Origin of the sequence: Cytobacillus stercorigallinarum (genome assembly GCF_014836495.1) — a bacterium.
GTDB lineage: Bacteria > Bacillota > Bacilli > Bacillales > Cytobacillaceae > Cytobacillus > Cytobacillus stercorigallinarum.
On sequence record NZ_JACSQT010000004.1, the window covers coordinates 256,745 to 281,309 of the forward strand.

Annotated in this window: 18 protein-coding genes; 2 read left to right on the top strand and 16 right to left on the bottom strand. The window is 35.0% G+C overall.

Annotation, left to right across the window (positions count from 1 at the left end; translation table 11 throughout):
* Positions 1 to 42 precede the first annotated feature (42 nt).
* The 8 genes from brxL to H9655_RS11315 all read right to left on the bottom strand — a co-directional run bounded on the left by brxL (position 43) and on the right by H9655_RS11315 (position 14,001).
* Positions 43 to 2,088 (bottom strand): protease Lon-related BREX system protein BrxL, encoded by a 2,046-nt coding sequence (brxL, locus tag H9655_RS11280; RefSeq protein ID WP_191814035.1) that lies wholly within the window; start codon positions 2,086 to 2,088, stop codon positions 43 to 45.
* A gap of 30 nt (positions 2,089 to 2,118) precedes the next feature.
* Entirely contained in the window at positions 2,119 to 4,677 is a 2,559-nt protein-coding gene (gene pglZ / locus H9655_RS11285) for a BREX-1 system phosphatase PglZ type A (RefSeq protein ID WP_191813938.1), read from the bottom strand.
* 78 nt (positions 4,678 to 4,755) lie between these two features.
* Positions 4,756 to 8,250, bottom strand: coding sequence for a BREX-1 system adenine-specific DNA-methyltransferase PglX (pglX, locus tag H9655_RS11290; RefSeq protein ID WP_191813940.1), 3,495 nt, complete (start codon positions 8,248 to 8,250; stop codon positions 4,756 to 4,758).
* Between the two features lie 14 nt (positions 8,251 to 8,264).
* Positions 8,265 to 11,849, bottom strand: a complete 3,585-nt coding sequence (gene brxC / locus H9655_RS11295) for a BREX system P-loop protein BrxC (RefSeq protein ID WP_191813942.1) — start codon at positions 11,847 to 11,849, stop codon at positions 8,265 to 8,267.
* A gap of 19 nt (positions 11,850 to 11,868) precedes the next feature.
* Entirely contained in the window at positions 11,869 to 12,435 is a 567-nt protein-coding gene (locus H9655_RS11300; protein WP_191813944.1) for a DUF1788 domain-containing protein, read from the bottom strand.
* An 11-nt stretch (positions 12,436 to 12,446) separates the two neighbouring features.
* Positions 12,447 to 13,043, bottom strand: a complete 597-nt coding sequence (locus H9655_RS11305) for a DUF1819 family protein (protein ID WP_191813946.1) — start codon at positions 13,041 to 13,043, stop codon at positions 12,447 to 12,449.
* Positions 13,044 to 13,074: 31 nt separating this feature from the next.
* Entirely contained in the window at positions 13,075 to 13,311 is a 237-nt protein-coding gene (locus tag H9655_RS11310) for a TIGR04540 family protein (protein ID WP_318245473.1), read from the bottom strand.
* A gap of 411 nt (positions 13,312 to 13,722) precedes the next feature.
* The gene (locus tag H9655_RS11315; protein ID WP_191813948.1) at positions 13,723 to 14,001 is read right to left on the bottom strand and encodes a helix-turn-helix domain-containing protein; all 279 of its coding nucleotides are present in this window, start codon (positions 13,999 to 14,001) and stop codon (positions 13,723 to 13,725) included.
* A 187-nt stretch (positions 14,002 to 14,188) separates the two neighbouring features.
* On the opposite strand from H9655_RS11315, the gene H9655_RS11320 reads away from it, so the two are divergent.
* Entirely contained in the window at positions 14,189 to 14,707 is a 519-nt protein-coding gene (locus H9655_RS11320; RefSeq protein WP_191813951.1) for a hypothetical protein, read from the top strand.
* Between the two features lie 15 nt (positions 14,708 to 14,722).
* Here the strand turns inward: H9655_RS11320 and H9655_RS11325 are convergent, their stop codons facing one another.
* The 4 genes from H9655_RS11325 to H9655_RS11340 all read right to left on the bottom strand — a co-directional run bounded on the left by H9655_RS11325 (position 14,723) and on the right by H9655_RS11340 (position 18,354).
* The gene (locus H9655_RS11325) at positions 14,723 to 15,535 is read right to left on the bottom strand and encodes an ankyrin repeat domain-containing protein (protein WP_191813953.1); all 813 of its coding nucleotides are present in this window, start codon (positions 15,533 to 15,535) and stop codon (positions 14,723 to 14,725) included.
* Between the two features lie 6 nt (positions 15,536 to 15,541).
* Positions 15,542 to 15,823: a hypothetical protein gene (locus H9655_RS11330; RefSeq protein WP_225230577.1), complete on the bottom strand. Its 282-nt coding sequence runs from the start codon at positions 15,821 to 15,823 to the stop codon at positions 15,542 to 15,544.
* 79 nt (positions 15,824 to 15,902) lie between these two features.
* Positions 15,903 to 16,637, bottom strand: a complete 735-nt coding sequence (locus H9655_RS11335) for a DUF1385 domain-containing protein (RefSeq protein ID WP_191813958.1) — start codon at positions 16,635 to 16,637, stop codon at positions 15,903 to 15,905.
* Between the two features lie 187 nt (positions 16,638 to 16,824).
* The gene (locus H9655_RS11340; protein WP_191813960.1) at positions 16,825 to 18,354 is read right to left on the bottom strand and encodes a hypothetical protein; all 1,530 of its coding nucleotides are present in this window, start codon (positions 18,352 to 18,354) and stop codon (positions 16,825 to 16,827) included.
* A 257-nt stretch (positions 18,355 to 18,611) separates the two neighbouring features.
* Between H9655_RS11340 and H9655_RS11345 the strand changes: the two genes are divergently transcribed.
* On the top strand, positions 18,612 to 19,055 hold the full coding sequence (locus H9655_RS11345; RefSeq protein ID WP_191813962.1) for a MerR family transcriptional regulator: 444 nt from the start codon (positions 18,612 to 18,614) through the stop codon (positions 19,053 to 19,055).
* Positions 19,056 to 19,451: 396 nt separating this feature from the next.
* On the opposite strand, the gene H9655_RS11350 is transcribed toward H9655_RS11345, so the two are convergent.
* From H9655_RS11350 to H9655_RS11365, 4 genes are all read right to left on the bottom strand, one after another.
* Positions 19,452 to 19,718 carry a DUF7662 domain-containing protein gene (locus tag H9655_RS11350; RefSeq protein ID WP_191813964.1) on the bottom strand — a complete coding sequence of 89 codons (267 nt, stop codon included), beginning with the start codon at positions 19,716 to 19,718 and terminating at the stop codon, positions 19,452 to 19,454.
* Between the two features lie 117 nt (positions 19,719 to 19,835).
* Positions 19,836 to 20,981, bottom strand: a complete 1,146-nt coding sequence (locus H9655_RS11355; protein WP_191813966.1) for a hypothetical protein — start codon at positions 20,979 to 20,981, stop codon at positions 19,836 to 19,838.
* A gap of 539 nt (positions 20,982 to 21,520) precedes the next feature.
* Positions 21,521 to 22,387 carry a bacteriochlorophyll 4-vinyl reductase gene (locus tag H9655_RS11360; protein WP_191813968.1) on the bottom strand — a complete coding sequence of 289 codons (867 nt, stop codon included), beginning with the start codon at positions 22,385 to 22,387 and terminating at the stop codon, positions 21,521 to 21,523.
* 1,704 nt (positions 22,388 to 24,091) lie between these two features.
* Positions 24,092 to 24,448 carry an MmcQ/YjbR family DNA-binding protein gene (locus tag H9655_RS11365; protein WP_191814039.1) on the bottom strand — a complete coding sequence of 119 codons (357 nt, stop codon included), beginning with the start codon at positions 24,446 to 24,448 and terminating at the stop codon, positions 24,092 to 24,094.
* Between the last annotated feature and the right edge of the window lie 117 nt (positions 24,449 to 24,565).

Sequence of the window (24,565 nt, forward strand, 5' to 3'; positions counted from 1 at the left end):
AGGAATCGGGATGACCGACTCCTTCTTATATAATTACTCTATTCAGCTAACTCCTAAAGCCTTAAACACAGCATCTATTGGATCAGAATAAAACACTGGTTGCACTTTTACTAATAGATCTGGCGGGACTGTCTGCAAGTCCATAACTGACGCTGCAGGTATTAATACTTTTTTGGCACCTGCATCTACGCATACTTGTAAAGTGTTTGCGAATTCCTCCACTTTGGAAATAGTGCCACCGACAGTCATATTGCCTATGACGACCAAACTCTCTTGTGTTGGCTTTCCTAGTGCACCAGAGCAAAGGCCAATTAATTCAGCAACGGCCAGTTCATCAGTTAAGCCAATACCTTGTAAATCACTTATGTGCATGAGATAGTCTTTTGTTTTGGTGCTAATGGTATTACTAATGCTTTTGCTATTAGCCGTAAAGAAACGAAAAGCTGTGTCTAGGCTTTCTTTTGCTTCACGGTTAGAACCAACACCTGATTTATCAAATTTACCTGTTCCACTAACAACTTGATTTTCGAGCTTATATATACCAATCATGCCAGAATGACCATGTCCAGCAACATAAACATGCCCCGGCTTACCCATACCTTCTGGTATTAATTTGCCTCCACCTTGCTCTGGAACTGACACATAATGTTCTTCAAGTGTTTCCTTATCAATATAAGAGAACATTACGTCATAAAACTCCATACCGCCAATTTTCTTCAACTGTTCTTTAACCCTGCGGCGACCTTCAAGAGCGTATTCCAATACCTCGCTGACTTCTTCCTTTGTAAATTTGCCGTGAGGATAAAGGAGCTTTAACATACCAGAAACCGTTTTTCGGATTGCATTTGTATCACGTTGGTTTAGATTGTTTCCAAGTTTGAAATAGCGATCAATCGCATCACTGAAAGTCCGCTTCCGCATTTCACGGAAAAACTCTGCAATGTAATCCACTATAAAGCCATATTTTTCGGTAATAAGATCTGGACGCATCTTTGGAATTTCCCAACCAGGCAGATAATAGTGCATCCGATCAAAGAATGCCGAATCATTTGCCATCTCTTCTGGGAATGGTGCAAACAAGTGTGATGTTTTAATTAAAGTGTCCACACTTTGATTGATATTACCGACAAATACCATAGCAGCAGAGGCATTCTTCTCTTCTTTGCCTCTAGCAAAAGAACCCGATGCCATGTAGTCCTTCATGATTTGAATGCCATCTTTATCTTTAAAGCGAATACCAGCTACCTCGTCAAAAGTAACACAGTCCCACATCCCTACAAGTCCTACTTTTCTCGTAGACATATTATAGAAAAGATTTGCTACGGTTGTTTGTCCACCCGAAACGAGAATCGAATTCGGTGATAGTTCCTTATAGACATGCGATTTCCCGGTACCACGTGGGCCGAGTTCACACATATTGTAGTTGTTTTCTACAAGGGGAACCAAACGTAGCAACAAATGCCACTTCACCCGCTCTTCTAATTGTGTGGGTTCCATTCCTATAGAGCGTATTAATACATCAATCCATTCGTCTTTTGTAAAGCCCTTTCTCCCTTCAAATACCTCATCTATGTCCATATTTGGCATTTGAATCGGCTGTAAGCTACTAACATTAAAAGGATTAGAATTACGTACCTCTTCGTCATAAAAATAATCAATTTTGACCATGCACCAAATGCCGCCAACAAGGAGCTTATCAAACTCTTTTACATACATGGATGAAATGGGAACACCTTTTAATCCAAGGTTGGAGAACTCAGCTTCGTAAGTATCAATCTTCGGATTTAACGCCACTGTTACCTTATCTATAACAGAGTATTGACCATATTCTCGTATACGTGATTTAATCTTCTCTGCCTCATCAGGACGAACGAAATTTTCGGAAAGAATCTTCTTCACTCGCTCTAGCCCTTCACGAATACTGTCCTCATCATCAGTTGCAGCATACATTCCGAGTAAATACTCGAGTACGTAAATAGGGACGTTCGCTCCTTCTTTAATAAGATTGGTTAAATCTTTGCGTACAACTCTTCCGGCAAAAACGTCATTCAGTTTTTTATCTAAATCAACAGTTAATCCTTCATTCATATTTTCTTCCACTCACGGTCCCCCTCCCTCTTAAAAGTCGAAATCACTGATAATACCCAGGTTGATGTTAAACGGTATTTTCTCCACTACAACACTTGTCTCTGTATCCCTAATAGTTAGGTAATACGTTTTATTTCGATCATAAGGAATGTTCTTCAATACAAACCTTATTTTGAAAGTACGATCAGCAGGATTATCAAATGGGCGATCTCCTATAATTGTTTCCTCGTTAGATATTACGCTTCCTTCCTCATCAGCCATATAGATGACTACAGTTCGAGGAGTTGTTTTGTCCTCCACCTTTTCGTTTTGGAAAAACTCAAGATTAAAAATGCTATTGGTTATCTTACGAGTAGTATTCGTAAGTTTAATATCTACTTTTTTAATGGCCTTAGCACCTTTTTGCCCAGTACGTTTGTTTTTAAAAGTTAATAGTGGGACGACAATCTCTTGTAGACTTGCACCACCATGAACAAAATTAATACCTGATCCTTGCATCTTGTATCTGAGAGTTGCCTTTGGAAAATACGCTATTAATTGATGCTCATTTTTTATAACAGATGACAGATTGATAGCCAATTGTCCTGATAGTTCACGCTGCTCATTTGACAGTATATAGCGACGTTTAACTTCAATACTACTACCTGCATCTTGTCCAATCTTATCACTTTCTTCTAATTCATCCCTTTGGTATAAGAAACCGTGATCAGCCGTAATATACACATTCGTTCCGCTTAAATCATCCCGAATTATTTTAACTAAGTCATACAATTGATTTAATGAAGTTTCTACTGCATTAAATGTATAGACTTCTGTTGATGCCTTATCTCCCATTGCATCAATCGTATCGTGATAGATGTATATGAGCTTTTTACCCTTAAAGGTTTCTCTTCGCCCCGCTTTATTCATCGCTAGTACATCTTGAAAATGAACAGCAATGCTTTCAGCCACTTTAGATTCAAGAATCTTTTTCCGATTTTCCAAACCAGAGGAATCTTTTCCATCAACAAATACCCTTGCATTTGTATCTATGTCTATTTCTTTGTGTGGTAGGAGTGAAGGCATCCCTAGTTTTGTAATAGAAGGCACTACTCCAAGTAATGTTTCCACATCACAAACACCCATTGTCTCGGTATTAAGACGATCGGCCAGCTCAACACCTATTTCATATCGCATCGCATCTGAAACAATAACAAAAACTCGTTCCCCATTTCTAACTTTAGAGTCAATGAATGAAGAATAAAAGTCTTGCTGATTTTTGATACCGGGTAATGACCAGTCCTGTGTCATTTCAGACTCCACCGCTTGGGACCAATGGGAACTCAACTCACCCATATACCAGTTCGTATATAGATTTTCTACCAGCATTTTTAACTTTTTCAATAAATCATGATTACTTTCCTCATCATAAGCCACATAAAACTTTCGGTAGTATGTATCCATTAAATGATAGTCATTTACATATGCCTGATACAAATCAATAGCCCGTCCCTGCGGTATCCCTTGGCGATGTTCTTTATAAAACTCATGAATTTTAACAGTATAATAAAGTGCCTCATACACGGAAGCAAATTTTTCATAGTAATGCTTAGCTCTTCTCAATTTAATGAGTTTCGTGTATTCTTCATAATCCTCAAGCTGTGTAACCAATCCATTCGCTATGTAAATAATGATTGCTCGATCGAGATATGGGAAAGTATCCGCCTGTTTGAATACTTCAATTGGCAAATTATTGATTATGTTCGAAAGGTGGATTTCCTGCTCAGCCATTTCAGCATATTCATCGAATACCATATAGTCAGTCTTATGGTGCATCCAATGGTCAATAAACACAACAGCATTTGTTTTATTTCGATTGGATATAAAATCACTAAGTTCATTTAGATTTTCTTCTCCAACCGATTGACTGAATGCAGTTATTGCTAGATGGATGAACAAAGTTTTTAGACTCTTCTTCTCCCGTTCATAACCGTAGTGATTAGAAACGTAATTCCAAAACACACCAATATCAAAAAACTTTTCCATAAGGGATAAGTATTTATTCTCATTGTCCTCCAGAGTGTCCATTAATACAGCCTTTAAAACTTCTTCAAAATCTGGAGTTTTAACGTTGCATAAGACACTCATAATAGAAAGTTCAATGATTTGCTCTGAATAGGTTTCTATATTTAATGCTGAAAACTTTCTAAAACGGTCCTTATTATTAAAGAAACGTTCATACTTTTTGATTACTGCACGAAGTGATGGGTCTATATTCAATTCACTTAATATAAGTGAAATTCGATCTGCATAGAATGTTTTCGAATAAAAAACAGTATCTGCTAACCAGTTGTCTTCCACACCTAACTCCATATTTGTATAAATCAGGTAAGGAGATGTAGGATCTTCTTCTTCGAGCAAATATTTCGTCTGAAACTGGTTAGAATCCGTTAGCGTATGAACTTTTACTTTATCAACTGTAAGATGTTCAATATCCTCAGCAAACTCATTATCTTTATCCACCCAGAACACAATTTTCCGTTGTTCCCCATCTTTTAATGGTTCATTGAATATATCTGATAACGCAGCCTCAATTTGATTTATGTTCATTCCCTTCACCTACCTTCTATTATTATTATAGTGCAAAGATACATCAGCAAAACACCGATGTATCTCCGTTAGAGTTAATTAAATTTTTGCGACGAGACCTTTAAATATTTCATAATTCGCTATAACTCCATCATCTAAATCCATTTCTATCTGCATATCTGCCATATGATGTAATTTTTCATCATATTCTTTTAACTCCTCAATCTTCTTATCCAATAGCTTTAACTCTTTTTTAGCATTACTAATTTCTTTTGCAGTCGAGTCTCCTTCAATCACATTTATATGGTTTTTTCTTTCAGCTTCCAGTCTTATCTGGTATTCATGCAGATAATCAGTTCTCATTCTTGATAGAGTTGTTTTATCATAACGGTGAATATAGACTAAACTGTTAAATGCTTTCTGTTTTCCTGAAGAAAAAAGCCAGTATATCGGGGTTCTTCTTCCTCTTGTATTGAATATGCCTATATGGTCATTATAGAACTCTGTAGTAAAATACTTCCCAAGTCTCTCTTTAGGTGTTTCCCTTTCCGTTCTTCCTAAAGCGTTTGTAATAAAATCTAAGTTTTCATTTAGATTACTTTCACCAAAAGTAACCCTAACAAATTCCACAAAACGTGTAACTATATCATTGTCAAAATGATTATCTTGGAATACCGGCACAATTCCATCATTGCTTACAGGGAAACTTTTATATTTACTAAGATCAAACTGTCCACCAGCATACACTACTCCAGGAATATCAATTGAATAACGGCCTAAAATACAACCTACAGCATACGATATGAAATTTCTAATATCCCTTTCCAAATCGGGCGTATGAAGAATTATGTCCTCATCATCCACATCTGGAGTGAAATCCTCACTTAAATTATAAATATCAATAAATAGCTTATTCAACGATTCCTCATTTTCCTTCAATTGGAGAAAATCTTGTTTTTTGACAGCTTTCCATTCATCAAAAGAATCCTTTATTAATCCTGTTTCAGTTTTATATTTAAGCAAAGGTGAGACCTCAAAGTCGATAGAGTTTTCAAATTCATCCCAATCCTTTTTGGCTATTTTGATTGAATTCTTTGCCAAGCTAACTATTCTACTTTTAAGATCCTTGTCCTCTGTAGGAATAAAAGGAATATATTTTATGTCGTTAACTTGCGTATTAGGAGTAGGGTTAAAAATACTAATAACAGTTGAAGCTATTTTCGTATTCAATAGTGCCAGAATATAATATTGCAATTCCTCATCATTTACATGTAGGGTAGGTCCACCTTTATCATAAATAACATTACTAACCCACCTGACAGTAAAACCTCTCAATGATACACCATTATACGTAATGCCTTCCCTATGCCAGTATTGTTTATCTAATAAATTTGAAGTTGGATTATTTTTATAAAATGCTCTACCAGCTTCTGACCAATCCACTACAAGTTCTATATTTCCAAACCACTTTCTGTAATCTCCACCTTTTGAATATAAACTCCATCTTTTTTCCTTTATTTTTTGGAGCTCCACTTCCCAAAAGTTCCTTAAATACTTTTTGTTATTTCCAGTTATGTTCTGGGAACCCGAAATTTCAATCACATTATCCAATATTTCACTTTCAATAAATAGTCTTCTAAATCTTTTTGAAATCCAATAAGCAAACCTTTTTCCGGGAATCTCCACAAATACCTTGTCGCTAACAGTATATCTATAGCTTACATTGGAATTTTGAATAGCTTCCTTCACCTTAATTTCTTGAATATTTATGCCTTTAAAATCATGTAATCTTATATATTCCCCAGGCACATTCACACTATAATTTCTTAGGGTAAAAGTACAAACTGGAACTGCAGCAGTCTCAAAGGCATTTGGTTCTAATTGAATCAATGAACTAATGGTTCTATCTCTAATCAAGTCAGTTCTTAATATTTCATAGTTTTTTATAAACATCCAAGCATAAGGAGTAACTAATCCAATTTGACCATAATCTTCAGTACAACTTTGAACAAATTTAATAAAGACACTGAACAAATCTGTTCCATAATTAGGGTAATTTTCATCAATAAATTTCTTCAATTTTTCATTAAGGAATTTATATCCAATGTAAGGCGGATTTGTAATGGTACAAGAATATTTTTGATATAACAATTTCGCTTGCTTTATCAAATTTGGTAACAATAATAATGCTTTTTCTCTCATTCCTTCTTCAAAGAGATCACTTGCTGGATTGTTTTGAATAAATGTTAACCTTTCGTATAGAAAGTCTTGCGGAAAATGGTCTACATTTACTAAGGAACCAATCGTTTTACCATCTATAAACTGTTTAATAAATTCTTTGGTATCATCATATTTCTTTCCAATATTTTCTCCAGCAATATAAGCAATGTCTTCATTCGTTAAAATATTGGTTTCTTGAATTGAAGCCAAATTTAGTATTAAACCATCTCTTTCAATACTTCTTAAAAATCGTCTATTATATTGCAATGCTTTCATTACAACAGAAAAACAGGCAAGTTGATAAGCCCTATCATCTATATCCAATCCATATAGATTATTCTCAATAATTAACCTCGGTATTTCTCTTTCAATATATCCACTTTTACTGTATATTTCATAAAATACATCAAACATGTATACAAGAATATGGCCACTCCCCATGGATGGATCAAAACATTTGATTTCTTCTACTTTTAATTCTTTATTGATGAAAGGAGCCAAGTTATCATCAACATCTAGTCCTGGATTAGCGTTTTCCAGATAGAATTCCCAATTCTCTAACAGATCCCTATGTTCAGGGTGAGATTCAATCCAATAACGACCTAATGAATTTTGAACCATATAACGTACTATCCAGTTAGGTGTAAAAAGCTGGGTTGCAAAAGGTATTTCCTCGGTTTTATATTTCTTCTTCGCCTTAATTACCCTATCTTTCTCCTCTGCGATATAATATTGATACAACCAACCAATGACTTCAACCTTGGACCAATTATCTTCCGGTATAATTTCTGTATTCGTCATCTGCCTAACGAAAGAATCGGTTGCAAGCAAACCTTCTGGAAATAGAATTTCTGTATAGTCATCAATTGTTTCAAACATGAAAGGCATGTATCGGTTCAAGTCATTGCAATGCTTGATAATAAGATATTTGAATAGCTCCTCTGAGTTATTATTTATTTTTAGCTCATAGATATATTCCTTGTCCAAATCTAATTCTAACGATAGTGCTTCTTTCATCATATCTGGCTCGGTACTATCAACATTGGTAGAAGAAAGTACCCTTACTTTCGTTGGTAAGTAGTCATTTACCTCCATAAAGCGTAAGGCAGTGAAACGGTTAAACCAAGTATAAGCAACTTCCTCCATTACTCGCTTGAACCCAATTTGACCAATGCGATCAATCAACTTATCTCTTTGAATCTTTTCTTCCTTTGAAAGCTGTCTGCCATCAATAAAGATGGCATCTGAGCTTTCAATGTCTACTTTTTTTATGTTATCTTCTGTAATTCCTATCTTCATTGCTCTTGCTTCGACCTTTTTCAACAGCTCTCTTCGTGCATTCGTAGCAAAAGTCTTGAGTGCAGTTTTATTCATCCATTTCACCCCGATTACTCAACAAACTCAATTTGTTTATTTTCTTTAATAATCTGTTTTAACTTATTGGATAAAGCATTGATGTACTTATCGACATCATCTTCTGTAGTTAATGTTTTAACATTAACCAGCTTTGTTACCTTTACTGGTTGCTTTTGAATGGTCGGCTCAACAGGTGATACAGGAGGATCAACTACTTCACCATCAGGACGTTTTCTTTGTTCTTCTTCCTTTTTACGTTTCCATTCCTCAATTTCCCGCTCGATATGCCCTTCCATTTTTTCCTTGAAGCTGGTGCTTTGAGAAACTGTTGCATCAACTTTATAAATATCTGTATATGTATCTACATTAGCATTTAGTTCTTGATAGTAACGATTTACTCGTTCTTTCGTTTCATTGGATACACCGTATTGTGATGTCAATAACGATAAGTAATCACTATCGTCTTTTAACCTTTTATGAGCATTTTCCCTTTTCTCATTTAAAACATTATTGATTTGTTCATCCATTGCATGAATAAGCTCTGGAATGTCCTTTATCTTTTTGTAAGGTATGGGATCCTGAAGAATGGACTGGAGCTTATTAATAACTCCTTCTACCTCTACACCCGTCAAATAGGATTTACTTTCATCATATTTTCGTATAGCTGCCAATCCATCATCAAAGATTTTCTTCTGATCAGTACCGAAGAAACTTTTGACATAGACAATATCCTCTTCCCAATCAAGTAAATCATCTTCTAGTTCCTTTAACTTATTGAAAAAAGATACATTGTCTAAGCCATTATGGAACTGCTCAAAGTATTCTAATCCTTTGTCAAGTAAGCTCATACCAGGATACTTTCTACCCTCATAACGGGCTTTGTACCCCTTGATTTCGTCTATCTGTTTTTCAACAAGTAGTCGAATGTCCTTCAATAGTCCATCTTCATCATCAGCTAAATCTGTTTTATTGAAAACATCCTTACAAATACTTTTAGCTGTTTTAATTAGTTTTTCATCAACCTTTACCCTCTTCAACACAATGGCTTTGTCGGCTTCCTGTGTCTTTGTAAAAATCGTTACAAGAGTATTTACATTGTCTTCAGGCTCCAAGTATTCTGCATTATAACGAATCCGGATACGTTGTTCTTTTAATAAATGTGCAATCATTCCTGCTATATCAAGCATTTTCCAACCATATGGCTTGTCTCCAAAACGATCAAATAGAATCTTAATACGCACCTGTTTTTTCAAATCGTCTTGTAAACTGATAAAATCAGACACTTCCCGCTTTGCCAAGTCATTTGGATTTACTTTCAAAGTTTCTTCAAATGACAATTGTTCATCGTTTGAAGCAAGGATTGAAATTAAAGTACGTTCATTATCTAAGTGTTCCTTTACATAACTAAGTTTTGTGTAAACATTATCGACTAACATCGTAAAGGCAGCATTTATCTTCTCACGAACAGTTGCTCCTTTAATTTCTACTTTATCCCCATTGATAAAGAATGCACTATCTTTAATTGCATCCTCCAAAAGCTCACGAACCCTTCTTCTACGTTCACGAACTTCCGCTTGTTTATTATTTAGGATATTTTGGATGTTTTCAGGAAGTTGCGTAATATTCGTTTTCTTACGGAATTCCTCAATACGCAATGCTTCTCCGATTTCCTCGATATAAGCCTCATTACCACCAAGTTTGATGATCATTTCCCCGTTACCCGAAGTCATCATCATTAATTCTTGTTCAGACTTCTGGTAATGATCTGATAATGGAGAGAGTATTTGCATACCTATATTGGATGTCTGATTTCCATAGTTTTTCTCATCCATTTTCTGATTGTAGGTAAATGAGTATTCACTGTTGTAACGGAAACGCTTTTCATCATATAGGTCTTGGAAAATATAGTGTGCTAACTCCCGCTTAACAATGTCCTCATCAATATTTAGGGACTTGATTTCCCTATTAATGTCTTGTTCGTCATCTGTTAAAAAGATAAAATTATCCCCATTTTTCTGTACCAACGTTTGGGAAATTAGCTTACGCAAGGAAACCTTAATTTTCTCTTTAAGCTGCAACTTATCCTCATCAATATGTGTAACCATTAGAGTAGCAATATTATCAAGATTTGCTGGCAGTTCTTTTACATATTTAATCATGAATAGAACCTTTAATAGATCAATGTTAAAATCATCATCTTTTAGGGCTGGATTTTCATAGGCACCTTCGATAACTCTTGAAATGGATGGATTCAAAAATTCCTTTATCGTGTCATAGAAGGCATAAAAAGGTATAAGCGTACCTTCTTCAGCATTCTTATATTGAAGACCAGCTTCTTTAAATGCTGATAACATTGAGCGTTCCCCTTCAGATAAATGCTTACCAGAAGAGCCATGTTTTCTTACTTGCTCAAAAACGTTTTGTAACAACTTAAATTGATAAGGCATGAATGGATAAACATCTGCAAATTCCTGTTCATTGTCAAATCCACGTAAATCCGCTGTGCTTTCTCGGAAACTAATTAAGTTCTTTAAAATAGCACTTTTTTCAGGATAAAGAACCTTCAATTTGTCATTAGCAAAGTCCTTTTTCAATAGGATACGCTTTTTGATAACTTCATCAACCGAGATGGATGATAGAGAGAGTCTTGTATCGAATCGCCCTTGAATACGGGAGAAGTCGTCCCCTTTAACTTTGATAATGCTATCAATACTCTCTTGAGAAGTAACCATAATCCAAACCTTACCTTTACAATGGGTTCCAAGATCTTCAGCCACTGTCTGCAAGTTCAACATTAAACTACGGTTATCACCAATGTATTGGCCGATCTCATCCACGAGGAAAATAAGGTGGAAGTTTTTCCCCTTATTATTGATGTACTCATTTACGTCTTTCGCAAACTTTTCAATACTGATTTCGAAATTATTTACACCATTTTCAAACCAATTTCGAGCAGATTCTTCCGTCATATCGGTTACTTTCGTTAGGGCACCAATAACAAAGTCCGCATCAAAGTAAAAACTATTACGACGTTCTTCCCACGCTTCACCAGCTAATGACTTAAATTCCGCTTTAAACGCCTCATAGACTCCCTGTTTATCCAGGTACTTCTCCATTTCGGCCACACCGGGTATATCTCCGTAATAGCCACGATGCTCATAAAATACCTTCATGAAGACACGGAGAATTGCATCTTCTTTTGATTTGTTATCGAGTGAACCTTTCGAATCTATGTTGAACAGAATAACCTCTGTTTCCACATCAGCCGTTCTTTGCATATTCGCATATACAAGAGGGTCTTGTACTTTATCTTGGAAGAAATCAATCGCTTGTTTACCTTTTACCTTCTTGTTTTCAAGTAAGTAAGCAAGTATCTTCAGAAAGTGTGATTTACCGGAACCAAAAAATCCTGAAATCCAAACCCCCATCTTATCAGTTACTCCATTAATCCCTTTTTGATAGTTCTCATAAAACTTAGAAAGGTGTTTTTGCAGCTCACGGGTAACGACATACTCGTCCAATTCCTGATAAATATTATCTTCATCTTGTTGAGCTACTTTAATGACTCCACGAATATCACGTTCAATGTCTTTTTGAAACATATCTTTAATAATCATCTAAATTCCCCCTATCCTTTTAATCGACTAATCGAAATGCCCGGTAATAATTATCATCCTTAAATTTTCCAAACAATTGTAATGATTGCCCATCATATTTTCCAGGGAAAAACATGATAACGGGAACATTGTCCAACACTTCTTGTAAGTTATTTAAAATATTGTGGGAACGAACAAATGGATAAACCTTACCTATTCCAGTGAGGAACACCACATTATAATCATCCATTTGTTCTTTAATCTTTCCTAGAAACACTTCTGGCTTAGCAAATGTCGTCATTGCTTTAAACAATTGATCTTTCCCTTGTCGTTCTTCCATTTCAAAGATTCGGTCAAAGATCCTTTTATCCTTTGTAATTTCTAACAGCATCTTATACAAATCAAACTCAATAATTCTACGGTTCGATCCTTCATAACCAAATTCTTTCTTAATATGCTTAATATAATCCCTTACCACAAGTTCTTCTTGCGGCTCGTAGTCAAATACGTAAAAGCTAATTTCATTGCCAAGGCCACGTCCCTCTATGAACTTATCCTCTTTAATTTTCGGTATTATCTGATCCAGTCTTGCATTCAAATTTGCCACATATTTACCCCCTATTCACCCATTGCACGTATATAACGAGCATCACCAATTTGAGTGAGATGATTCTTTATCTGTTCATCAATGATTAGCCTGTCTAACTCTTTACCTTTTCTGGTTCTTAACATTCTGCTTTCATACAGCACTTGCATGTAAGCTCTTTGTAACTTTTCAATATTAATATCGCTCCAACTGGCTACCTTTTCACTTTGTTCAGCCTTAGAGGTGAAGAAGAGATTAATGTCCTTCTTTTCTATTAGGTAGTCATTATTATGTAGCTTTTCCCCTATTACCTCATCCATGAATTCAAAAAACAGCAAATCAGTCTTCATAATGGCATACAGGTTAAGGGTCTTTCCCGTTTCAATGGAACCTTCTAGCATTAAAGCCGCCAGAGTTTCGTCAATAACTTCTGCCCTTTTCATAACGGAAGGTAGTGCTCTATTGATTCTCCCTTGATTATTAAATTGAAACAGATTTTCTTCCTTTACTTTTTTTCTTATTTCATCTTTGGCTAAGCCCTGTTGTTTCAACTTTATAACCTGTTTTAATTCAAAAAGTAAAAAAGATGCTCCATTTAAACTTGAAGAATATTCTAATTCTATTGTCATGCAATCAAACCTTTCAGACAAGACTATTTTCCTATTTTATTTCCAATACTTTTCCCACCACAGCCAAACGCCTTTTACCACATTGCTGCTGGACTACTTTTGTAAACTGATTATCCTTAATTAGTTTCTCTTGATTATGTTCATATAAATTCTTTATCCCATCTATTAGCTCATTCTCTTTTATCTCTTCCTGCCAATAAGAATCGACTAGCTTGTTCAAATCAACAGCCAAATCTCTCTGTGTACGGTAAAACATTTTCAGTTCCACAGGATTCACCTCTTGCAATTTTCTTACTTACCTCTTATTTTAGTCTTATTTAATTTGGAACTCAATGTAAAGGGTAAGCTAATTTTTGTTCTATTGTGTTAAACATAATACAATAAGTTCGGTTGTAGTTTGGTTTATCATTATATAACGTCAAAAGAGACCAACCATAAGGTCCGTCTCCCTAAAACTTAACTGATTGTTGTTCTTAATGAATTTATTCAAACCCACAGTTTGTGTATTTGCTTATAAAGTCTTTATTGGAGCCTGATTGAGTACATTATATCAATCATAACTTCCATGATCATTTTATAGTGTACCCGAAACGTCCCCAATCGAGTTCCAATGACATTTTGAATTAAAAAAACGCCATTGAATAACTGGTATATTCCCTGTTATTCAACAGCATTTCTTCTAATTTTTTATCCTTTTAAACTCCTTAATGTCCTTTATAATTCTTTCCAAATATGCCATAAGGCTATAATTGTCCCAATTGAAACCACAAAGAAGTAAGACTAACCTTGTATTTAAAAGAGCGTTTCTTTGACCTACCTCTATTCTATAAATGAAGGCTTCGGATAAATCGGTTTTGTCTGCCAAATCCTTCAAACTCATGCCGTACTGTTGCCGTGATCTTCTAACATATGCCCCAAAGTCATTTAATGCCATCTCTATTGCTTCATCATTATTCATACCACATATCCTCCAGTCTATCTTACTGGCAATCACCAGTCCCATTTTTGTTGCTGCCCTGTATACTACTGAAGATAATGGCGAAATATAACTCCCTAATCGAACCATAATAAGTTATTAAATATTCATCAGATCAATAGTATAAAAGGAATTACAAACTACTAGAAAAACAGGAGAGTGATGTGTAATGCAGCAAGAGGAATTTCAAAAGATGGACCTAATTGAACGTGCAGAATATGTGAATAGTTTGTTAGCAAAGGAAAAAGAGGAACCCCTTAGAAAAGTGGCGGAGAAACTTCAATTGAACTATAGCTCCTTCTGCAAAGAGATGCGAAAAGGTGGGTATTCATTTAACCAGTCAAGGAAGCAATATGAGAAGACATTCTCTATAGAAGAGTATAAGGAGGTTGAGAAATATATAAACAAAAGTGGAGATGCAAATGATGTTGTTCAGTTTATCAAAGATCACTTTGATGAACTCAAAGTTCTATTGGAGGTACATTCTAGTCAGTTGGTCTTGAATCCAATCGTCTATGACGCAAATATCGAAACTGTAACAAAGACAGTGCAAATTAATTCCAAGGTATACAGTGAATTCTCTGATTTGTGCTCGAAAAAGTTCGGCCATTTAAGATTACGTGATGTCTTATCACAGTGCATTTATGAATTTTGTGAGAGAAATAAGGACAAGACCCCTAGATTATGATTTCTAGGGGGACTGTTATATAGTTTTTTTATTTCCATTCCATTCATTTAACAATTCGATGATTTCATTCTGTGATTGACTGTTCCAACTATATCGACTCCGTTGCAGGCAATTCTCATTAACGTTTGCCCCCTTTTCAAGGACAGCCTTACAAACCTCAAAGTATCCAAAATAGGAAGCGATTTCTAGCAGTGATCTGCCAAGAGTATCCAATTGATTAGGATCAGCTCCCAATTCAAGTAATCTTTTTACAAAAGGTAGCTTGTTATTAAACACCGCCCAGTAAATTAGGCTTTCGCCATTTACTTTTTCATTAACTTCATGATTATTCAAGTATTCATCTAGTTTCTTAAAATTATTTGAATTTAGTATCTTTATATAGTCCAATTGGGAATCCCTAGGCGTGTTCCTTTTTGCAATTCGCTTCATCTTTTCAGTCATCTCTTTATTATATTTCCTATACTCATTCATTTCCGGTTGGGCCTTTCTTATATCCTCGGAACTTTTTAAACCGAAACCGATCATGTCTTCAACTGATAATACTTCTCCCCCATGACTATCATCGACCTCAAAAAAGGGCAATTGTAACCTTTGCCAGAACTCTGAATCATATTGCTCATCATTTAGGATTATCTTAATACCATATGTCTCAAAGTCAGAGAAAACACCCGTGCAATCTCCTTCTCCACTTTTTAGTGCATGCTCAATGCTTTCCTTCAATCGTAATAAAGCAGCTTTATTCGATACAATTAAGACATCTTGGTGAGGCTCTTTTTGAGAGTATATATACAAAAGAGGAGGTCCTTCACGGTCCTTTTCATTGTTCATTTAGCTTTACTCCCTATTTCCAAATTGATTAATATAAGCCTGTAGAAATTCTTCAAATTCTTTATCTTCAAGGTAAAATAAGTCTATATTAGAAATCGGCATTTTATATCCCTTCGAATCTATTTCAAAACCTTCTCTCTTGCCAAATCCATCATTTTCGGATGAGTATTCATGTTTTAGTAAATCTATTAACTGAAAGAAACGCATGTCCGGGTTTGACTCCCATATTTCTTGAAGCAAATACAAAAGCCTTTTTATTCTCCCAGGGTCTCTCTTCTCTTCATTCATCCCTTTATTCCCCCCTATTCTAATTGTTAGGCTCTTTTTCCACTGATTTACCCTAAAATGTTTTCCCTTGTTTAAGAATTTAATTTTCATTTGCTAATTCTTTCTCTTGTAATCTTGTCATTGCCTCTATTGCCACCTTTAAATGTTTATCTTCAGGCTTTGCAGTAAAAAGAATATATTGTACAACCTTGCCAATCATCAATACAGAACTCCAAATTACTTTTGGTTCAGTCTTCCATAACTCATATCCAATACTCCAAGAGACTAGAAACACCCAAACTCCATCACCAAATACCATAGATAGTATAAAAAAACAGATGAAAATAGAAACCGCTAAATTTGTCCCACAGTCTCTATGTGTCCTTGGTTGCTTTTTTACTCTTTCTAACGTCAAATTCTGATTACTCTCATAAGCATTTGCAATCATGTGTTCAGCCGCATGGTACTTACCTATCGGGCTTATTTTTATCACTAGGCCAGCTATAACTAGAAAGAAAAACAACATCTCTAAGGTGTTAATTGGGATAGTATATAATAAATGAAAATTTGATTTTCCAATGAATATAAGCTCTATTAATAACGAGACTATTGCCGCAAATAAAAACCGTCTCCAATTTTCAATTATTAGTTCAAATACCATTGAAAAAGAGCGAACGAAGGGGACCTTAGAAAAAATAATCGTTATTTTCTTATCTCCCTTTTTCAGTCTCGTTTCTGTTGTGATTTTCCTATCCTTGAGTCGGGATAAAGCCTGATACTTATCCCCAGTAAAACTAACAGAATTATATCCAGCTCTTCCTCCGTATATTTTCACTATCTATCACTCCTACTTAAACTTTACTTCCTCCTTCTCGACTTCCAAATAATCGTTGTAGCAACTGCACCTAATAAAATAATAATCAGAATAGCAACAGTGGAAACAATTAATAACCACACAATAACTCCTCCCCTTTATATAAATTTCATTAATTCCTTGGTTAAGTACCTACATCTTCGTTACTTCATTTCATATATTTATTAAACAAACCTTTATTTTCGAAATATGCTCTAAAGAGTTTCCGCAGCTCACTGTAATTCTCAAAAGTCAAAAGCATAACCACCATTTGTTTTATGACATTAGTGGCTTCATTTTCAATCCAATCCCATGATGCTCTTGTTAATACTAGATTTTGATGTTCTTGGATTATTTGACTCAACACTTTGATTAATTGGCCTTGTTCTTCTACCTCCCCAATTAACTGCATTAAATCGCTCCTCTTACTAAGACTATCTTCAACAGCTTCTTTTACGGTCGTGATAATGTTCATGATACTTTCGCTTATCTCGTACTGATCATTCCAATACAACAACTCATCAAAGGCATAGATAACATCCCGCTCCAACTTAACATAGGAATCGTCTTCTATTTCCTTCAGTTTCCTTCCTTTTTCCTTTAGCATTTTTACAATATCTTGATATTTCGCTTCTATTGTCTGGACAAACTGGTTATTGTCGCCCAATTTCCCTTTAAGAACACTTATTACCTTTTCTTTTGGAACATATCTCCTTGTCCGTCTTCCCATATATCCCATGTCTAAAAACATGTTTCCGAATTGTGACTCGACTGTCTCAGGTACTTCATTTGCAATTCCTATATTTGCTCTTGTATCTGGTTCAATCATTACCCATGTTGAGCAAATTGCCTTTGTAAACTCAATAGGTTCAAACTTCGGACCATTGTTATCAAAACAACATATGTCAGTTAGTATTTCTAATGGGAGACCAGCGTTTAGAAATCTTATAATGACAAGCTCAGCTCCTAGTTGTACAGGACTTTTGAAATCTTGAAGTTCTTTAGAGAAATAATTTCGTATCGTATTCATGTTAAAATGTTTTCCAACAAGGCCATCCACTTCCTCACTAGCACCAATGGAAAGGTCGTATAAAGCCTCAAGCTGCTTTTCTTCTATACCAATTACCTCCAAACGCTCTAAGAGCTTGGAAGGGTTAACTCGGACAGGTAAATCTATTGGCTTTTCTAAAATAGAATTAGCCCAATTTACTGCATTTTGTGCCTGGTCTTTGGAAATATCACCATAGACACATGCAAACTTCGGAAACCTACTTTCGATTAACGCAGCGATGGCAAGGAGATAAATATGATAATCCTTACCTTGGGTTTTTGAATAAAAAACTTCTCTTGCTCCTCGCTCGTTCTTATTTAAAAAGTTTAATAAAATATCTTCTTTCGCTCTTTCTTCTTTCAATCTACTATATCTATCTAAACTAGAAAACAAGGTAAAACTCTCTCCAGTTTCTTTGCTTTCTAAGTCTCCATTTATTTTCCAATATTCTGCCTCGGAACCATAGCCTTCGACATTTTGTCGTTCTGTTCGGTCTAATACGAATCGCATAAATCCATTAACACTATCCACGTTTAACGTTGCAAATGGGTACGCTTGTATCAACTGTAACGTCTCTTCAAAAACCTTTTGCCAATCTTCCTGGTTAATATGATTCGGGATTATGTCCAGGCCAATATAAATTCCCATTCTTCATCCTCCTCATAGGTGAATCTCTTCCAACTCTTTACCAATGACTAAAGTCAAAGGAAAATAAAAAAGCCCGTATTCCCCCTTAACTGGAATACGAGCCATTTAATATATTGAATTTTATTTTAAACGAAGTTTTTTCAATCATAGTTTTCCCTGCTTTTCATTTTATTAAATTGTATTATAAATAAGATTAATGCGATAATCAAGGTAAGTATTTGGATAAACTTTACATTACTAAGAAAAAAGGTGAAAATATGTATTCATTTACTGAAGTATGCAAGAAACTAGGGTTAGATAGTCAAACAGTACAAAACATGTGTGAAAAAGGAATGTTCCAGGATGCTTATCAAACTGAAAATGGTGATTGGCTGATTCCGGAATATAATTTCATCACCACAAAAAAACAGGATGAAAAAGCGGAGAAATTCCTAATGCATATTGATAGAAAAAATTATGGAGGAAGGGATGAAACTGTTATACCTTTTATTCATGCAAAAATAGTGGCTGATTATTATAAGGTTACATTAGAAAAAGTGATAAGTTGGATTAAACAAGGGTACCTTTCTGGAAAGCAAATGGAAGGAGAATACTTAGTACCAAAAGAGGAGTTTGATTACCTTAAATCTAAAAGAGAATCAGATGCAACAGAGGAAGAAATTAAAAAACTACTTGGTTCGGACTATATTGAGGATTGGTAAGTAGAAATTGAGGATTAAATAAATTGTTAGTCCAGAGGAAGTTCAATTCATCCTATTTTCCATTATTACTAAGTAAGCCACCCAGAGCTAAATACTGATTGGCTTTGCGATGCTACAGCATACTCAACACTTTTCAGAGGATAAAAAAGTGTTAACACTTCCTAAAATAAACATTGATATAACAAAGGTTCATAGAAAGTAAATGTTATCATTGCCTAATTAATTTTACTTTTAAATAATTGTTGAGTGTTAACACATTTTTCTTAGAAAAATATGAATTGCCATTTCTCTATTTAGTTTGTTTCCTCACTATATAGAATAGAACCTTTTAAATCTTACTATCCCCTTGAAACAAGGGTTGGAGAATATTGAAGAACCGGTTAATTCTGTAATTTTTTATTTAGCCATATATTGGAACTCTATCTTTTCACCTTTTAAATCCACTTTCTTTTTCTCCCAACCATAATCAAGCCAAGAAGCACACTGTCTATATTTTTCCGTACGTGAATTTGACCACCATGTTGGATTCTTTCTAGCAGTTGGTGGTAAATCCCTTTTTAATATATGTTCAATCTCCCTAAAAGTGAATGTTGTCTGTGTAACACCTTTTTCCACCAGCATGTTTAAGTGTTGACTAAGAGGGTAATAGTCGGATTTACTCATTGCGATCCCTTCCTTCAACTTTATTGAATGTATGGTAACACAAAAATTCAATATACGTAAGTAATGAAAGAGTTGTGAGTTGTTTGTTGTGTTCAAAGATAAATGAGTGTTTTATCATCATTTGAAAAGAGACTTCCTTTGACTTAAATATTTGTTCCACTCATCAAATATTTCTTTTTTTCTATCGAGGAAAACAGTACCCCTATCATAAAGACAATACAAGATATTAAATGCCTTATTATTACCTCCGAATCTTTGGCGAAAGGCATTTCCTTCATTATCGAATTTATTTGGATTAACATCTAACCATTTACATAAACTTGTTAGGAATTCTTCCGTACCAGTAAATGAAACATATACTTGAGGATTGTATGTATTTCTATCAAACTTCTTGATGTTACCATCTCCATCTAAATATCCCCTTATAAAATCATTTACAAATTCTTTTGGTAGAATGGTTTCGTCTGGAAAGGAAAGATTAAGAGACTTTCTAGGTGTACAGCCATTTTTAATTAAATTTTGCACAAACTTTTTATTATGAATAGCAATTCTCTTTGCCATATACTTTTTTCCTTTTAACTTTACTAATTTATCATCAATTTTGGCATCTGTATCAATAAATCTTTTAAACTTCTCAAGATGGTTGACATCTTCGGCTTTTAACCCAAGTTCTAGTACATATCTTCCATTCTCAAATGTTACAGATCCATCTGCATATAAAAACCCAAGCCAATATGCCTTTTCTCCCGTATCTATGGTTTTAAAAATATCTTCATTTACCTTATACTTTCTAGCTTCTTCAATTGTATCAATCCCCATTTTTTTAAATTCATGTGCCAAGATTGCTCCATCCAGCTTTACCTCTTTTTTTATTTCCTGTATACTTTTACCTTCGTTGTATAATTCCTTCGCCTGCTTGATTTTTCTTGATGTTTCTTCAGAGCCATTTGATGGCTTGGTAGCATTTACTTGTATTCCTTGATCTTTTAAATGCAGAGAAAACCCCTGTCTACTAAATCCATACTTCTTAGCTAATTCCCGAATACTTTTTCCTTCAAGAAACTCAGGGACTGCTTTTTCATACTTTTCATACTTATCATAACCGGAATTTCCTGTTTTAGCTTCTATACCATACCCTTCTTTTTTTAGATAACTAGCGAGCACTTTTCTGTTTATCTTCAAATGTCTCTCAATTGCCCTCAAAGAAAAACCAGCTAAAAACATCCCCTCCCCAATTAATAATTTCTTTGTTGTTTCATCCAATAACTCATTAAGATTCTTCCTCATCTTATTTACTCCCTCCATTACTTTCCTAAAAAAGTACAACTTGGAATGATTACTAAAATTGCAATGAAACCCTGTTATCAAATTGGACAATTCAAATAATTTTTATACCTATATACTGAATAGAATTTTTATCCTATGGCAATACTAATAATTTTGACTATAGGAAATGGCAAGAGTTTTATTGACTAAGATTTGAGGGAAAGCACTGGAAAGAATACTGATTCAATAGCGTGAGGAAACCAACTGAAAAAGAACTGGAGTCAGACTGAACCCTTACTGGACAAAGGATTGGAGGAATAAAGAATTTAAAAGGCGACTGGATATGGATTGAATTTGATTGAAAAGTGGGATTGGGTTACGATTGGATACACACAGAATATCGCATAAAAAAACCGAAGGACTGCCGGGAAAAATACCGGAAAAAACCTTCGGATTGGGAACATAATTTTATTTAGAGACCGATTATTATATCTGAGGAACCGAAACTTTTTATTGGGATACTTAGATAGTTGATGTTATTCGTGTTGATCTTTATCTTGATCGTTATCTTTATCTGAATGGTCTATAATCTGCTCATCTATCTCTTCAAATTCTATGTCAATGATGTCTGGCATTTCTCTCTTGATTTCATCCATGTCCTTTTGAAATTCTTTTGTTGAGTAGTTTAAAGAATCATACATTGTATTTCTTAAACGGTTTCCCATTTTAGTCATAGATGAATAAGTTAGACCACCAGAAACTACTCCTCCAATAACAGGAATTACTTTAGAAACCCCTTTTGCAAATGTATCTTTTGTCATCTTAACTCCAATAAGAGCTGCAATTTTCTTAACAATAGGATAGTAGAATGTTTTAGTTAATGCCTTTTGAGGTAGCCTTTTTAATGCCTGTTGTGCCATTTTGGAAGAAATCACTTTTAAGGTCGAAGCAGCACCCCCTACACCAAACATAACACCAAGGAATAGAATTAATTCACTTCTCACTCGCTCCAAGTCTAGTTCATCATCATCCCAAAAGTCCCTGTATCCAAACATATAAGCTAGTTCTTGTGATAAACGTAAAGCTACTCCGAAAAACTGAAGAGTGTCAGCAGGAATTGTGGCAGCCATAGCCCACCCACCAGGTAGACCAGCCGCAAACGATGTACCAGAACTTTGTAACGTTCTTTTATTTACGAGGGATTTTGCCATTCTGTTAATTTTGTCAGCAGCGATTCCTACTTCTTGTGGTCCTTTATCAATCAAGATAGGGATCATATCCGAGCTTAATTTATCACCGAATGTTTTTACCAAAAATTCTTTTCTATTTACTTTAACACCTGGCATCTTTAATGCGTTTGCTATAATCAATTCGACATTTGTAGACTCTCCATTATTAGCCATGCTATTAACCCTCTCTCATATTAGCGACGTTTTAATATTTATGGTATTCGTTTCATAATTCAAAGATTCAGAACTTGTATAACTAGACAACGCCTTTTTAGTCATTTGTTCTGGAGTTTTTCTTTCATACTCTGCAATTTTATCACGAAGGCTGACAAGACAAAACAGGAAAGAACCTTCGGATTAGAAACATAATTTTTAGAAACGTTATTTTTCTTTTGGCACAGGAAAAGTGGAATTTTTTTTCAGAAACTTAGGTGATAAAAATGAACTCTTTCTTTTCTCTCCTTTTTCTTCTTTCTACTATATTCCCCTGTCTTTTTGTCCTTCCCCGCCCCTCCTCTCCCTCTCACTCCCCTCAAATCCTTGCGGCTCTAAGTCCCATCCCTCTTTCCTCTTCTCTCCCCCACTCTTTCTTCTGCTTTATTGTTCTTCCCCAAAACCCCCATTTTTGCCCTCTTTTTTCCGTTCTGGCTTGTATCGAATATTCGGACAATGTTATTAAGTTCGTACCGAACTGAGAGAAGAATCAGGAGAAAAGAATGGAAAAAATGCAAAGAAACTACTGAAAAAGTATTGAAACCCTACGGGTTTATATAGTGAGGAAAACAACAGAATAGAACAGAGTAAAATTGATAAAAGATGACTGCAACCCTTATTGGACATGGGATTGAGGAAATATTGAACTAAACAAAAAGACTAGATCACTAATGGACCCAGCCTCGAATTTTTTATTGATTTTTTATTGAAAAAACTGCTTGAGTAACGATTGGTTACATAATAGACTGCTCGCTGCTCTTCCCGCTTCCTTTGCCGTTTGGATACCAACTATTTAACAGTAGGTACCGACTTTTTAGCATGTGGAAGAGGAAAGTAGCAGGGACATATTATTTCCACCAGGATTGCCTTCGTAAATTCCACAGTCACAACTTGAATACATTCCATCCTGAATTGAAACGCAAAATTTCAATTGAATCCCATTGAAATACATTTTATTTACCGATCCAACTCTTGCTTCATCCCTTTACTTCCTTCTACTATATTGCCCTGCTAAAAAGTCCTTCCCCGTCTTCCTCTCCCTCTCACTCCCCTCAAACCCTTGCGACTCTAAGCCCCACCCTTCTTATCTTGCCTTTTTTCTTCATTCCATTCTGCTACATAGTTCTTCCCCAAAACCCCCATTTTCGCCCTCTTTTTTCCGTTCTGGGTCGTATCGAATATTCAGACAATGTTAAAAAGTTCTTCCATAATGGAGGGAAGAATCAAGAGAAAAGATTGAAAAAACACGTTGAGAAATACACGAAAAAGAACTGAAACCCTACGGGTTTATGCAGTGAGGAAAACAACATATTAGAAGAGAGAAAAGAATGAGCAAGGATGATTGAACCCCTACTGGACAAGGGATTGAGGAGATATTGGACAAAACAAAAAGACTGGACCACTATTGGATCCAGCCTGAAATATAATTGATTTTACGATTGAAAAATGATTGAGTACATATTGTTCGCCTGCTCTTTTTTCCTCACTCTTCCTTCCGCTCTGGATACCAACTATTTAACAGTAGCTACCGACTTTTTAGCATGGAGAAGAAGAATAAGACAGCTACATACTTCAACAAACGCCACGTTAACGGAACAACACAAAGGTTACACTTCATCAATTTTTCAACATTTATTAGGGATGATGAGCAAGAACAATCTTTTTTTACTTGGTTAAATTAAAGCTTTGCTCAATTAATTTATAAATTTCTCCTTTTGAATCGGTACGTTCTAAAACAAGTGAAACCCAATTTTCTTTATCCATATGATATCCATATAAAATGTTTTTTCCATTTCTTAAACTATCACTAATTTCGGGGGGACATTTTAAATTTAAAACATCAATTTTATCATTACCATCTAATCCTAATTTTTCTGAGGGAACATTCATGATTAAACCATACCATCTTCCGTTAGATTCATGTCTTAAAGCAGCATAGTTTGGAAATTTTTGAAATGGATAATCAGGCGATGTCCCGTAGTTTTCTTTGACATGCTTAAAGATATCTTCTCTTGTCAATATCCTGGATAATCCCTCCAACCCTTCTATTATCTATAGTTCAAAAATATCTAATTCAGCGTTTCCAACCAAATATCATATCAAAACGATATTCATTTTTTGAACGAATACTACACGATG